Consider the following 14,081-nt stretch of genomic DNA (forward strand, 5'->3'; position numbering starts at 1 on the left):
GGGGATGTCTCGCTCCGTGAGTCCGTCGTGTTTCAGCCTGCGTCGTGCAGACCGTCTCCCCAGCGTAGGAGCGAGCCCCCGCCACCACCATCGTCCGGAAGTCGTAGGATGAGCGTAAGCCGATTCGGCAGCCCTGGTTACAACGACCGGCGCGGCGCCACGATCAGGTCACCGAACAACAGGCCGGCCACCAGCGACACCAACAGGGTCACGCCCAGCAGCCCGGTATCCATGCCCAGCGATGCATCGTGGTCGAGCAGGTACGACACGCTGCGGAAACTGACCGATCCCGGCACCAGCAGGATGATGCCCGGCTCGCGGACCACCGCGCCGGGCTGCTTCGCGTAGCGCGCGTAGACGTTGCTCAGCGAGCCCAGCAACAGCCCCCCGACGAACACACCGAACGGTGCCCCCGGCAGCGAGCCGGAGATGCTGCCGCCCCAGCGCGTGGCCAGGTAGCCCACGATCACTGCCCCCATGACCACCAGCCAGTCACGGCGCGCGGCGCGGAACAGGATGGCGAACGAGAACGCACCGATCGCCAGCATCGGCCAGTCTGCCCAACCGGGTAACGGCGCCAGCGCGTAGTCGCGCGACACGATGCCGAAGGCCTCACACAGTTGGCTGGCCGCCACCGTACCGAAGGTCAGTTTCAGCAGCGTGGCGATGGCCCCGCCCATGCGGGCCACGCCCGCGACCAGGTGCTGGCTGGAAATCTCGCGCACCGCCGTGGTCAGCGCCATGCCCGGCATCAGCACGATCAGGCTGCCGAGGATCACCGACTTCACCGCCAGCGGCACGAGGTAGGCGCTGACCACGATGGCGATCGCCGTGGCCACCATGGCACTGATGGCGTCGCTGGCCGTAGCCAGCCGCGGCCGGCTGCCCGAGGCCACCGTGATCCAGCCGATGATGACGCCGATGAATCCCGCAGTGATGAGGTCGGGCCAGGCGCTGTGCAACAGCAGGCCGACGACCGTAGCGGCACACAGTCCGTAGCTGGCGATGACGCCCAACGCCGCGCGGGAGGTCTCCGGCGCGCCGAGCTTGCGCAGCAGGTGGAAGCCTTCGCGCAGTTCCATCTGGCCGTCGATCACCGCGTCGGCGATGCGGTCGGCCTCGCACAGGCGGGCCAGGTTGACGTCGCCTGGGGGCAGCCGCATCACCTGGGTGACCTGGGCCACGCCGTCGTCGCCCTGCCCCAGGTCGGCGAAGGACACGATGATGGCGGTGGGACTGGACCAGACTTCCGCCGACAGGCCCAGGCGCTGTGCGGACCGGGAAATGGCGGTTTCCAGGCGTGGTGCCGTGGTGCCGTACTGGTGCAGGCGACGGGCGAGCTCGGTCAGGAACGCGATGCGGGTGTTGATCGCCGTGGTGGCGAAGCTCACCGGGACGGTCAGCGGTGCGGTGTCAGGCAACGTCCGCCGCCTTCACGCGAAGGGTGGTGCCGTCGATGCCGACGACTTCGACGGTGGCGCCCAGCGGCAGGTCGGGGCCGGCAACCAGCCACATGCCGTCACCGACCCTCGCCTTGCCGCGGCCCTGCACGATCGGCTCGCACAAGGTGTAACGCTGCCCGATCAATTGCTCGCCGCGCCGGTTCAGGCGCTCGTTACCCGCCGGAGAGCGGTTCAGGCGAGGCCGCAGCCACTTCCAGTAGAGGAAGCACGAGGCAAAGGCCAGCACCACGAATACCACCGCCTGCGCCAGCACGGTGAGGTCGGGTATCGCCAGCATCACGATGCCCGTGACGGCGGCGGCGATGCCGATCCAGAGCAGGAAATAGCCCGGTAGCAGCACCTCGCCGCCCAGCAGCAGCAAGGCGGCGATCCACCACAGGTAATGCAGTGCGATCTGGCTCATGGCGTCAGCGCGGCAACGGTGGGGTGCGGTTGGCGGTGCCGGTATCCGCCTGCGCACGCTGCTGTTGCTGCGTGGCCAAGGACGACTTGGCCAGCTCGGCGATGCCCGCCAGCGAGCCGAGGATGCCCGTGGCTTCCATCGGCAACAGCAGGGTTTTCTGGTTGGGCGACTTGGCCATTTCCTTCAGGGCCTCGACGTAGTTGTTGGCCACGAAGTAATTCAGCGCGTTGACGTCGCCGTGCGAGATGGCATCGGACACCATGGAGGTGGCCTTGGCTTCGGCCTCGGCCAGGCGTTCGCGGGCCTCGGCCTCACGGAAGGCGGCTTCCTTCTTGCCCTCGGCGCTGAGGATGGCGGATTGCTTTTCGCCCTCGGCCTTGAGGATGGCCGCCTGGCGGAAGCCCTCGGCGTCAAGGATGTTGGCGCGCTTCTCGCGCTCGGCCTTCATCTGGCGCGCCATGGCGTCCACCAGGTCGCGTGGCGGCGAGATGTCCTTGATTTCGATACGGGTGACCTTGACGCCCCAGGGATGCGTGGCTTCGTCGATCACGCCGAGCAGCTTGGCGTTGATCGCATCACGCTGGCTGAGGCTCTCGTCCAGGTCCATGGAGCCGAGCACCGTGCGGATGTTGGTCATGATGAGGGCCAGCGCCGCCCCTTCGAGGTTGGCCACTTCATAAGCAGCCTTGGCCGCGTCCAGCACCTGGTAGAACACCACGCCGTCCACACGGACTACCGCGTTATCCTTGGTGATGACGTCCTGCGAGGGGACCTCGAGCACCTGCTCCATCATGTTCATCTTGCGCCCGATGGCATAGACGAACGGAATCAGGAAATGAAGGCCCGGGCTCAGCGTGCCGGTGTACTTGCCGAACATTTCCACCGTCCACTCGTAGCCCTGCGGCACGATGCGGATCAGCTTCGCCAGGATCGTGACGGCAACCACGACTACGACCAGCGCGACGATACTTCCCATGACCTGTTATCCCTGTCCGAGGTGTGTTGCCCGGAGTATAGGCGAAGCGGGTCAGCCGGGACCGGCGGGCAGCGCCAGGGTGACGCGCAGGCCGCCGCCCTCGCGGTTGGACAGGGCGATGCGCCCGCCGTGGGCCTCGGCGATCTCCCGCGCCAGCGCCAGGCCCAGGCCGGTACCCGCGCGCTTGGTCGAATAGAACGGCAGCAGCGCTTGTGCCAGTACGGTGTCGCTCATGCCGGGCCCCTTGTCGGCGACCTCGATCAGTATCTCGCGTCCCACTGCGTGCACCGCCAGACTGACACCGGATGCGTCGCCGCCGGCCTCGTGCGCATTCTTGATGAGGTTGATCAGCACCTGCTCGATCTGGCTCGCGTCGAACCAGCCGTCCCGTTCCGGCACCGCCGCGGCCAGTTGGAATTGCGCATGCAGTGCCAGGCCGTCGAGGAACGGCTTCCAAGGCACGGAGGCCGCCTGTGGCGCCGGCAGCTTGGCGAAACTGGCATAGCCCGAAATGAAACCGTGCAGGTGCTTCGCCCGGTCGCCGATGGAGGCGAACACGCCCGGCAGGCGTTCCAGGTCACCGCGCCGTGCCAGTTCGGCACCGGAATAGGAAAGCGACGAGATGGGCGCCAGTGAGTTGTTGAGCTCATGGCTGATGACGCGGATCACGCGTTTCCAGGTGTGCACTTCCTGGCGCGACAGTTCACGGGTCATCCGGCGGTAGAGCTGCAGGCGGTGTGGTCGCCCCTGCAGGCGGAAACCACGCTGGGAGAGGTGGAAGGTTTCCTCGCTGCCCTCCATCTCGACGTTGAACAGCGCATCCTCGCCCGCGGCCGCGGCGGCGCGCAGGCTTTCGGGCATGGCGTCCAGCAGCGTCTGGAAATCCAGGCCGGCCAGCGCGCGACCTTCATTGAAGAGCTGACGCGCGGCGATATTCGCGTAGGTAACCTTGCCTACGGTATCGGTGAGCACCAGGGCCACGGGCGTGTTCTGCACCACGGTGTCCAGCAGCAATTCACGCTGCGCCAGGTGCTGGCGCTGCTCGCGCAGGGTCTGGCCCAGTTCGTTGTGCATCCGGATCAGGTCACCCAGTTCGTCGTTGCGCTCCGACCGGATGGAGATGCTGAAGTCGCCGTCGCGATAGCTGGCCACCGCGCTTTCCAGCGCACGCATCAGCCGGCGCACCGGTTCGATCAGCACGTGGGCCATCAAAGCGGAAAGCGGCACCAGCAGGACGAGGCAGATCAGCAGGGCCGTAGTGGCGTCGAAAGTCTCGACCGGCACCGCTGGCAGCAACTTGCCCGATTTGGCGGGCACCGTGCGCATCCAGGTGACCAGCTGGGGGAAAGGCCAGAAGCATATCCCGGCGAACACCAGCGCACCGACGATGGCGGAGGTGGCCACCACCAGGGTCATGCGCCCTTCCAGGGTCAGTATGCGCATGCGGTGGCTCGTCAGCCCGCCAGCCCGTAGCGTTCCATGCGCCGGTAGAGCGCCTGGCGTGAAAGGCCCAGGCTGCTCGCCGCGCGACTGACCACGCCGCCGGCGGACGCCAACGCCGTTTCGACCGACTCGCGGCTGGGCTCATCCAGGCTGCGGCCGGGGCTGGCTACCGGCGGCGGCAGGTTGAGGTGCACGGGCTCGATGCGCCCGTCGGGCGCCAGCAGCGCAGCGCGGGCAATGGCGTTTTTCAGTTCGCGCACGTTGCCCGGCCAGGCATGCCCCAGTAGCGCTTCGCGCGCGTCCTCGCTGAGCACGGCGCGACCGTCGAGGAAGTGCTCGGCCAGGGGCAGGATGTCGTCGCTGCGCTCGGCCAGCGGCGGCAGGTTCACGTCGATCACGTTCAGGCGGTAATAAAGATCCTCACGGAAGGTGCCCGCGGCGATCATCGCCTTGAGATCGGCATTGGTAGCGCTGATGACGCGCACCTTGACCTGGCGCGTACGCCCCGAGCCCAGGCGCTCGAACTGGCCGGTTTCCAGCACGCGAAGCAACTTCATCTGGCCCGGCAGGGGCAGGTTGCCGATCTCGTCGAGGAACAGCGTGCCGCCATCGGCCATCTCGAAGCGACCCTCGCGGGCCTTGTTGGCGCCGGTGTAGGCACCGGCATCGGCACCGAAGAGCTCCGCCTCGATCAGTTCGCCCGGCAAGGCGCCGCAGTTCACCGCCACGAAAGGCCCGCGGCGAACAGCCGAGTTGGCATGCACGATGGCGGCGACGCGCTCCTTGCCGGCGCCATTGGGGCCCGTGACCAGCACCGAGACATCCGAACGGGCAACCTGGCAGGCCAGTTCGATGGTGCGGCTCATGGCTTCGGAGGCGAACACCAGGCCGCCGAGGTCGTAGCGGCTCTCCAGCGCCTCGCGGCGACGGCGACGCTCCACCCGCACGCGGGTGACCTCGCGCGTGGATTCGGATAGCTCCAGCAGGTTCTCCACCGTGGCCAGCAGCTTTGTGTCGTCCCAGGGCTTGGCCAGGTAATCGGAGGCGCCGGCCTTGATCAGTTCCACGGCGGCTTCCAGATGCGTCCAGGCCGTCAGCAGGATGACCGGGAGATCCGCATGCCGCGCGCGGATGGCCTGGAACAGCGCCACGCCCTCCTCTCCCGACGTGGTGTCGGCGGTGAAGTTCATGTCCTGGATGACGACATCGACACGCCCGGCGGCCAGCAAGGCCAGGCCTTCTTCGGGGGTAGTCGCCACGAGTGGGTGGATGTCACGCAGGCTGAGGACGAGCGAAAGCGCTTCACCCACGGCCGGGTTGTCATCGATGATCAGTACGCAGCGCATCTTTTCCCTTTGCATGCAGCCATGGATGCTTCCCCGGGCAAAAGGGTTGCATGCGTTTCGACACTTTCCACCATTCTAGCCACGAGTGGCCACGACCGGGGGAACCGCTGCGGCACGCATGGCCGGCGCAAGCACGGCCACTTGTCCCAGCAACCAGAGCACCACGGCGCCCGCGGGCAGATAGGCTGCCGGCAGGCGTGGCGCCTCGTACTGCCACATCAGCAGCAGGTTGATGCCGTAGGCCATGACCATGCCGATACCGATGCCGATGCTGGTCAGCAGGAAGTTTTCGGTCTGGAAGTAGCGCAGCACGTCTACACGTCGCGCCCCGAGAGCGCGGCGCACGCCGATCTGACGGCGTCGCTGCCCCACCCAGAAGCTGGCCAGGCCGACGATACCGAGTGCGGTGACAGTCAGTAGCGCCACGCAGACGCCGACCAGGAGAACGGCCATGGCGCGATCACTGGCGAAGAACTCATCGCGGATCTGCCTGTAGGTCTGCTTTTCGGTGATCACCCGCCGCGGGTCGAGCTTGCGCAGGGTAGCGACCGCTGCGGCAAGCACGCGGTCTGCCTCGCCCGGCTTGACACGCAAGACGAAACCGGCGCCCCAGACGGGGGACTCGCGCAGTGGCGCGATCGTAGTCATACCTATGGTTGCACGGTCGTCATGACCCGCACGCGACAGACGTGCGACGACGCCTACGATACGCATCTCGTTCTCGCCGACGAATACACGCCGCCCGAGGGCGTGCCCCTCGGGGAACAGCTTCTGGGCCGTAGCCATCGAGACGATGAGGGCAGGGGCAACCTTGACCCTGGCGCTGACCACGTCATCCATCCAGGCGTACTCATCGGGACGGAACCAGCGACCCGCGACCAGCTGCAGGCCCAGGGTTTCGCCGACGCCCTCACCGTAGAAATTGCCGGTATTCACGCTCGACTCGCGCTGGTTGCGCTCCAGGGTGATCCCGCCGTTCCAGCTGCGGTCGCCGAAGGGCAGCGAATTCATCACGGTCGCGGCCTGCACCCCGGGCAAGGCCCGCAGCGCCGTCAGGTCGGCTTCGGTGCGCGCATGCACGTCGCTGCGCGTACCAATGTCACCCACTTCCATCCGGACCAGCTGGTCTTCGGCCACGCCGCTGGGCGTGTCCATCCAGTCCAGTCGATCGCGCACGAGGAACACGGCATTGCAGACGATGGCGCAGGTCAGTGCGATCTGCAGGATGAGCAACGTGCATGTGATGCGGTGGCGCTTCAGCGTGGAAAGGATGGGGCGGATCTGCAGGTTCATATCATTGGCTCTTCAGTTGCAGGCCCGGCGTTACGCTGCATGCGCGCCACGCGGGCAACAGGCCGGCGACAAGCGCGGCCAGCACGGACAGCACCAGCGTGGCGGCGAGCATCGGGGCATCCATGTGCGCGAGCCGCGCGGAGTCGTGCGGTTGCATCCGGACCATCGCCAGCCCGGCGGCCGCGAGCAGCAGGCCGCCCAGCCCTCCCGCCACCCCGATCAATCCGGCTTCGGTCAGCAGTTGGGCGAACACGCTGCCGCGCGATGCGCCAAGCGCGCGACGCACGCCGACTTCACCCGAGCGACGCATGAACCTGGCAAGCATCAGGCCTACCGTGTTGACCAGGCAGACCACGAAGAAGCCCAGCGCCAGCCACACCTGGAGCCGAACGTCGCTCGGCACCACCTTCTGCTCGTCGAGGAAATCCATCAGGCCGGTCAACTGGGCAGGCACGGGCCTAGCGAAGCGCCCCGATCGCTGCTGCTCGCGCGCATAGCCATCGAGATACCGACGATAAGCGGCCACCCCTTCCACGCTGTCGATCTGCACCCAGTACTGCAACCAGGTGCACGAGGCACGTTCCATGTCCGCCTCCGCCGTCGATCCCTCGCCCCAGCAACTGATGCCGCCGGCGCGGGTCATCGCCAGTGCACGGTACGTCGAGAGCGGGACGAAAACGGCTTCGCTGCCGGAATAGCTGCCGGTGTAGATGTCATAGAAGTGAGGCACGGGATGCCACGGTTCGAGCACGCCGATGATACGCAGGTCCGCGCCGTTGGCACGCAACGTACGGCCCACGCTGTCGGCGCCAGCGAACAACCGGTCGTTCAGCTCCGAACCGATCACGACGACACGGGCACGCGACTCGTCATCCGCGGCCGACCATGCGTGACCGTAGCGAAAACGCGGCTGGAACATCGGAAAAAAATCCGCGGTCGTATAACGCGCCTTTTCGAAGAACGGGTCCATGCCCGGATCATCGGGCTGCACCGGCACGGTGCCGCCGACCATCAGCGCCTGACGGTCGGCGCGATGCTCGCGCAGCATCTGCATGCCGTCGGTCCAACTGACCTGGATAGGCATATCCCTGTTCTCGGCATGGTCCAGGCCGCGAGGATCGAGCCGGGGCATGTAGATCGACCCGCTGCGTCCCGGCAGCGGATCGCCCGACATCACATGCAACACCGTCAGTGTGGTCATGCTGGCGCCGATACCCAACGCGATGGCCACGACCATCAGCACCGTGAGTGCCTTGCTCCGCGCCAGGCCGAGCACCGCCAGTTCCAGGTAATAAGCGAACATCGATCGTCCTTCGATTCAGACGCTGCGCGTCGCTTCGACGGGCGATACCCGTGAAGCGCGCAGGGCCGGCGCCAGCACCGCGGCCTGGCCAAGGCCCAGCAAGGCGACCACGCCGACCAGGACATAGGTAAACGACAGTCGTTTCATCTCGAAGTGGTTGACCATCCACTGGCTGAGTCCGACCGCCAGTACCGTGCCAACGATCACACCGACCAGGGCGATCAGGAAGTTCTCGGTCATGAAATAACTGAGGATATCCCTACGCCGTGCTCCCAATGCCCGCCGCACGCCAATCTGCCTGCGCCGCTGACCCACCCAGAAACTGGACAGCCCGACAATGCCCGCCGCCGTGATCGCCAGCAGCACGCCGCACACCACGCTCATCAGGATCGCCATGCCACGATCCGCCTCATAGGCGTTCGCGCGGACCGTCTCGAAGGTACGCACACCGTATTTCTCCGGAAGCACACGCATGCGGCTGGTGTCGTAGAGCCGCTTGGCGATACCTTTGAACACGGCATCCTGCTGTCCCGGCTTCGTACGCACCACGAAGATCTGCGACGCGGAATCCATGGTCAAGGGCATGATGCTCACGTTGTCCATGAAGTCCGAGTCGACCCAGGGCACCGTCAGCTTCGCCACGATGCCGATGATCGTGGACGGCGTTCCGTTCCGGTAGAACACCACCTTTCCCAGCGCGTCACCCGCTGGATACAACTTGTCTGCGAGCGACTTGGTAAGGATCACCTGCGACGGTGCCGGGTCCTTGTCTCGCCCGAAGGAACCGATTTCCGAAGCGGTGAAATTACGTCCGGCGACGAGCTGTACGCCGAGCGTCTTCAATGCGCTTTCGTCACCGAAATACAGCGCGGTCTGCGCCCCCTCCTTCGCCTTGTCCGGCGTGATGCGTGCTTTGGTCGACCATCCGCCCCTGCGCAGCGGAAACGCGTTGGTGGCGTACGCCCCCTCAACGCCAGGCATGTTCCGGATCGCCTGAAGATCCGTCGCGATGAGCGGCAGGAACGTCGTGGGCGCGCCCACGTACAGGTTCTGCACCGCCACGAGGTTGGACTCGTTCATGCCCGTTGGCCGGTTGGCACGCTGGATGCGCTCGTTCACGATGAACAGGGCATTGCACACGATGGCCAGCGTCAGGGCAATCTGGAGCGCGATGAGGATGGTACCGGCCTTGTGCCTGCGCAGTGCCGAGAGGATGGGACGAATCTGCATGGCGTGATCCTCAGTTGGACTTCAGCTGCCAGGCGGGCTGCACTTGCGCGGCCCGCCAGGTCGGATAGAAAGCGGCGACGACCGAGGCGACGATCGATACCAGCAGCGTGAGCAGGACCAGCACGGGATCGAGCGTGGCCAGCCGGGCGATGTGTTCGGGGAAGACCAGCCCGATGCCCAGCACACCCAGTCCCGTCAGCAATAGGCCGAGCAAACCACCCACGATGCCGATCGTGCCCGCCTCGATCAGAAACTGGGCATAGATGTCCAGGCGCGACGCTCCCAGTGCCCGGCGGACGCCGATCTCCGGCGCACGGCGCATGAACTTCGCCAGCAACAGGCCCACCGTATTGACCAGGCAGATCACGAGGAAGCCGAGTGAGACCACCAGCGAGACCTGCGACTCCTGCGGCACGACTTCGTTCACCGACAACCAGTCCATGACGTTGCGCAAGCGTACGTTGGGTGCCCAGCGGAAGCGGCCTGCACGTTGCTGCTCGGCGGCGTAACCGGCCAGGTACTGCCGATAGGACTCGGCGGCGGAGGTCGTCGGAACCTCGGCCCATAGGGAAAGCCAGATACACTCGGACCGCAGGTAGTTGTCCCACCCTTCGCCTGGGTCCGCCGGACAATTGTTGTTGCCCCCATTCGGCAGCCGCAGGTCCACCGCACGGTTGAACGGCACGTACACCGAGGCGCCGTCGTCGAAACCACCGGTGTTGGGCACGTCGAAGAACAGCGGCTGCGGCGCCCAGTCCTGAATGACACCGGTGATCCGGAACAGGTGTCCGTCGACATTGACCTGTTTGCCGATGCTGTTACCACCGCTGAAGAGTGCATCGTTCAGTGACTTCGATATGACGGCCACGCTCGCGTGACGATCGTCATCGTCGCGGGTCCACCCCTGCCCCTGAAGGAAGGGAACGTCGAACATCGGAAAGAAGTCGGCCCCGGTGGCATACGCGCCCTTGTGCACCGGCAGGCGGGATGCGTCATCCGGGATCACAGACACGTTGATCGGATAGGTGACCGTCTGCCGCTCGGCCTTGCGCGCTCGCAGCAGCGCCGTGGCATCGATGTAGGACAGGGCCGGCGGCGGCTCGCCCTTCTTCGTGTTCTCCGGCCCCCAGTTGTCCACCTGCACGTTGTAAAGCACGTCGGATTTTTGCGGGATGGGGTTACGCGACGTGGCGCGGAACACCGAATACGTCGTCATCGAGGCGGCCACGCCGAACCCGATGGCCATCACCATCAGGGCGGTGAGCACCGGGTTCCGGCGCAGGCTGCGCAGGCCTAGCTGCAGGTAATAGCTGAACATGAGGCGTGTCCCCCTGGGGAGCGTGTGACGATCAGGGCTGGGCGAGGTGGGAATGGGCGTGGAAACGCGGCTCTTCCGCCAGGTCCACCACCTGCCCATCGATCACGTGGACGTTGCGCTGCGCGCGAGCGGCCAGCTCCGGATCGTGGGTGACCATGACGATGGTGGCGCCTTCGCGATGGATTTCTTCCAGCAGTTCCATCACGCCGCGCGCCATCTGCGTATCCAGGTTGCCGGTGGGCTCATCCGCCAGCAGCAATCGCGGCGAGCCGGCCAGGGCGCGTGCGATGGCAACGCGCTGCTGCTGACCACCGGACAGTTCTGCCGGGTAATGCTTGGCACGCGAGGCCAGGCCGACGCGTTCCAGGGCATCCATGATTCGCTGCTTGCGCTCGGCGGCCTTCATCCCGCGATAGCGCAGCGGCACTTCCACGTTGTCGAACACGTTCAGGTCGGGAATCAGGTTGAAGGCCTGGAAGATGAAACCGATCTTCTCGTTACGGATACGCGAGCGCGCATTGTCGTCCAGTTTGCTCACTTCCACGCCATCGAGGTGGTACTCACCACCGGTGAAGGTTTCGAGCAGGCCGGCAATGGTGAGGAAAGTGGTCTTGCCCGAGCCGGACGGCCCCGTGACGGCGACGAACTCGCCCTGCTTTACGTCGATGTTGAAGTCGCGCAGCGCATAGGTCTCGACGACTTCCGTGCGGTAGACCTTGGCCAGATGATTCATCTTGAGCATGACGTGTCCCTCGTTTCGGTAAGTGGGTGCCGGATCAGCGGCTGATGGCGATGTGCTTGGCGGCGCCGAAGGCATCCGCACCGGAGATGACGATCTTGTCACCTTCCTTCAGTCCGTCCAGGATTTCGACCTTGTCGATGCTGCTGGCCCCGACGCGGATGTCGCGGCGATCGGCCATGCCATCGTTGACGACGTAGGCGTAGTGGCCGGCACTCTCGTCGACGAAGGAGCCACGCTCGACGGTGAGCACGTTGTCGCGCTTGTCCAGCAGGATACGCACGGACATGCGCTGGCTCTGGCGCAGCTGCTTGGGCGTATCGCCGTCGAAGCGCAGGCGTGCGGCCACTTCGCCGTTGACCACCTCCGGCGAGATGGCGCTGACCTTGCCGTTCCATACCTTGCCGTTGCCGGTGATCTCGCCCGGCATGCCGATGGCCAGGTCGCGTGCGAAGCTTTCCGGCACCTTCATCTCCACTTCCAGCGCGGACAGGTCGATCACGCTCACCAGCTGGGCGTCCTTGGCCACCGTGGCGCGCTCGGCGATGAACAACTGGCCCACCTGGCCGTCGACCGGGGACTTCACGTTGAGGTCGTCCACCTGGCGTTCCAGGTCCTTGACCATCAGCAGTTGCCGATCGTGCGCCAGCCCCTTGGACTGCACGTCGAAGGTCAGGCTGTCGTTGTCCATGGCGAGATCGGACTGCGCGTGTCTGGTGGTGACCGCCGCCTTGTCCAGGGTCGATTTGGCCTTATCGACGTCGGCCACGGGCACGGCGCCTTTGTCGAAGGCGGTCTGGTAGCGTTTAAGGTCGCGGTCGGCGGCGGTCTGGTCGATGGTCGCGTTGTCGAAAGCCTTCTGCAGTTCGGATCGCTTCTTCTTCGCGTCGATCTGCGCGCGCAGGAACTCCACCTGCATCGCATCGGCGGCCGACTTTTCCTGCGCCAGCTTGCTGGTCAGTTCCGGGCTGGTGATGACCGCCAGCACCTGGTCCTTGGTCACCACGTCGCCCGCATGCACCTTCAACACCACCGCGCCTGCGGAGGCGGCGTAGAGGGTGGGGCTGACGGCGGCGACCACCTTGCCCTCGGCGGCGATATCGCGCACGAAGGGACCGCGCGATACCGTGCCAAAGGACAGGCGCGAGGCGCTGATCGACGAATCAGCCGAAAACAACGAGGCCACCTTCGGTGCGGCCAGCACAAGCATGGCCAGCAAAGCAGCGCCCCCGCCGATAAGCAGCAGCTTGCGGCGGTGGTTGGGGCGTACTTCGACGAGGCGGTCCGTGGCGGACGTGTCGCGAATCATGGCGATCTCCCTGGCTGATTTCACCGTGTAGCTCAGCAAGGACCATGCCAGGGCGCCGACGTTAGTCCGATCAAGTACTTGGGTCGCCATGTAGCCACCGAAAGCGTGTCCGCGGACAGTGCCGGACACAGGCAGCGCTGTCCGCGCATGACGTGGTGGCGCCTACGACGACCAAGCGCGTGCCGCGACTCGCGCCGAGTGTTTTTCGGCCAAGTGCAACGTAGATGGCTTAACCCGCCATGTTCGTCGGCGCCGATGCAACGGCGCCAACGCGGCGTCAGCCTGCGATGCCCACCGATTCCGACAGCGCGATATCGCGTGCCACGCCATGACCGAGGGTGGAGATGCGCGCGTCACGTGCACCAAGCACCGTGAAGCCGGCCATGCGGCGACGGGTGAAGGTGAGCACGCGGGCACGCGAGGCGCGGAGCCACTCCCTATCCGGCGCGCGACGCAACGGTGCATCGACCAGTACGGCGTCCGCGAACAGACCATCCCAGGCGAGATAGTCGGTATCCGGTAGCAGGTAAATGCGGGCGACGGTGTCGCCCTCCCCGCTCACACAGTCGATCCACTCACGCGGACCTTCCGCCGTGACGGCGCAGGTCAGCCCCACGCAACGCGTCACCAGCAGCGGCGCGAGGTCGGCCGATTCCACGAGGCAGGTGTCGGCAGCCGGGGTACCAAGCACACATTTCGTCAGCGGCGGCGCGAGATAGAGCACGCCGCCAAGTTGCCCGAATCCCTCGAACAGGGTCCGTGGCGCCAGCGCCAGCCAGCGTGTGGTCGAGGAACTGCGGGCGCGCGTGGGCACGCCAAAGGACGAGAGCCAGCCGAACATGTCGCCTCCGGGAGGTGGGACGAGTAACGGAGGCCTGGCTGGCGCGGTCCGGGGAGGTGCCGCGTGGCTTGGCGTCGGGGAGAAGGGCGTGCGTCTAAGCGATAGTGCGAGGACATGCAGCCTTGGCCTCAACACATGTCGCGCACATCGTGCGCCGATACACAGGCTCGGCCTCAACACATGTCGCGCACATCGTGCGCTCCTACTTTGTCAGGATGAGTTTGTCGTTGCGGGTCAGGCGCAGGTGGTATTCGCTGCCCTGGTGCTCGATGACGAGCTCGCGGGATCCGTCGAGCAGGTTCTTGCTTTCGATACGGCGCGTGGCGACCGGTGTCGTCATGCGCAGGGGAACGACCTTGTCTCGGCCGCCGTTGTCGGTCAGGGGAAGCGTTCTCAGCAACATGGTCCACTCCGCAG

At 65.8% G+C, this 14,081-nt stretch carries 13 protein-coding genes; all 13 read right to left on the minus strand.

Annotated features, from left to right (window positions below):
• Positions 1-137: 137 nt before the first annotated feature.
• The 13 genes from QRN34_RS09425 to QRN34_RS09485 all read right to left on the minus strand — a co-directional run bounded on the left by QRN34_RS09425 (position 138) and on the right by QRN34_RS09485 (position 14,004).
• A complete protein-coding gene (locus tag QRN34_RS09425; protein ID WP_285404015.1) occupies positions 138-1,421 on the minus strand; it encodes a threonine/serine exporter family protein in 1,284 nt (427 codons plus the stop codon).
• Positions 1,414-1,866, minus strand: coding sequence for an NfeD family protein (locus tag QRN34_RS09430; RefSeq protein WP_285404016.1), 453 nt, complete (start codon positions 1,864-1,866; stop codon positions 1,414-1,416). Before QRN34_RS09430 ends, QRN34_RS09425 begins: the two co-directional genes overlap by 8 nt.
• A gap of 4 nt (positions 1,867-1,870) precedes the next feature.
• The gene (locus QRN34_RS09435) at positions 1,871-2,842 is read right to left on the minus strand and encodes an SPFH domain-containing protein (RefSeq protein ID WP_285404017.1); all 972 of its coding nucleotides are present in this window, start codon (positions 2,840-2,842) and stop codon (positions 1,871-1,873) included.
• Positions 2,843-2,893: 51 nt separating this feature from the next.
• Positions 2,894-4,285, minus strand: coding sequence for an ATP-binding protein (locus QRN34_RS09440; protein ID WP_036143264.1), 1,392 nt, complete (start codon positions 4,283-4,285; stop codon positions 2,894-2,896).
• Positions 4,286-4,296: 11 nt separating this feature from the next.
• Positions 4,297-5,631 (minus strand): sigma-54 dependent transcriptional regulator, encoded by a 1,335-nt coding sequence (locus QRN34_RS09445; protein ID WP_285404018.1) that lies wholly within the window; start codon positions 5,629-5,631, stop codon positions 4,297-4,299.
• Between the two features lie 75 nt (positions 5,632-5,706).
• Positions 5,707-6,924: an FtsX-like permease family protein gene (locus QRN34_RS09450; RefSeq protein WP_345782898.1), complete on the minus strand. Its 1,218-nt coding sequence runs from the start codon at positions 6,922-6,924 to the stop codon at positions 5,707-5,709.
• A 1-nt stretch (position 6,925) separates the two neighbouring features.
• Positions 6,926-8,227: an ABC transporter permease gene (locus tag QRN34_RS09455; protein WP_285404019.1), complete on the minus strand. Its 1,302-nt coding sequence runs from the start codon at positions 8,225-8,227 to the stop codon at positions 6,926-6,928.
• A gap of 15 nt (positions 8,228-8,242) precedes the next feature.
• A complete protein-coding gene (locus QRN34_RS09460) occupies positions 8,243-9,457 on the minus strand; it encodes an FtsX-like permease family protein (protein ID WP_285404020.1) in 1,215 nt (404 codons plus the stop codon).
• Positions 9,458-9,467: 10 nt separating this feature from the next.
• Positions 9,468-10,775 (minus strand): ABC transporter permease, encoded by a 1,308-nt coding sequence (locus tag QRN34_RS09465; RefSeq protein WP_285404021.1) that lies wholly within the window; start codon positions 10,773-10,775, stop codon positions 9,468-9,470.
• 31 nt (positions 10,776-10,806) lie between these two features.
• On the minus strand, positions 10,807-11,517 hold the full coding sequence (locus QRN34_RS09470) for an ABC transporter ATP-binding protein (RefSeq protein ID WP_036143280.1): 711 nt from the start codon (positions 11,515-11,517) through the stop codon (positions 10,807-10,809).
• Between the two features lie 34 nt (positions 11,518-11,551).
• Positions 11,552-12,823: an efflux RND transporter periplasmic adaptor subunit gene (locus QRN34_RS09475; protein WP_285404022.1), complete on the minus strand. Its 1,272-nt coding sequence runs from the start codon at positions 12,821-12,823 to the stop codon at positions 11,552-11,554.
• A gap of 277 nt (positions 12,824-13,100) precedes the next feature.
• Positions 13,101-13,664: a hypothetical protein gene (locus tag QRN34_RS09480; protein WP_285404023.1), complete on the minus strand. Its 564-nt coding sequence runs from the start codon at positions 13,662-13,664 to the stop codon at positions 13,101-13,103.
• A gap of 202 nt (positions 13,665-13,866) precedes the next feature.
• A complete protein-coding gene (locus QRN34_RS09485; RefSeq protein WP_285404043.1) occupies positions 13,867-14,004 on the minus strand; it encodes a hemin uptake protein HemP in 138 nt (45 codons plus the stop codon).
• Between the last annotated feature and the right edge of the window lie 77 nt (positions 14,005-14,081).

The sequence above is a fragment of the Luteibacter sp. ME-Dv--P-043b genome, assembly GCF_030209605.1.
In the GTDB taxonomy this organism is placed as follows: Bacteria; Pseudomonadota; Gammaproteobacteria; order Xanthomonadales; family Rhodanobacteraceae; genus Luteibacter.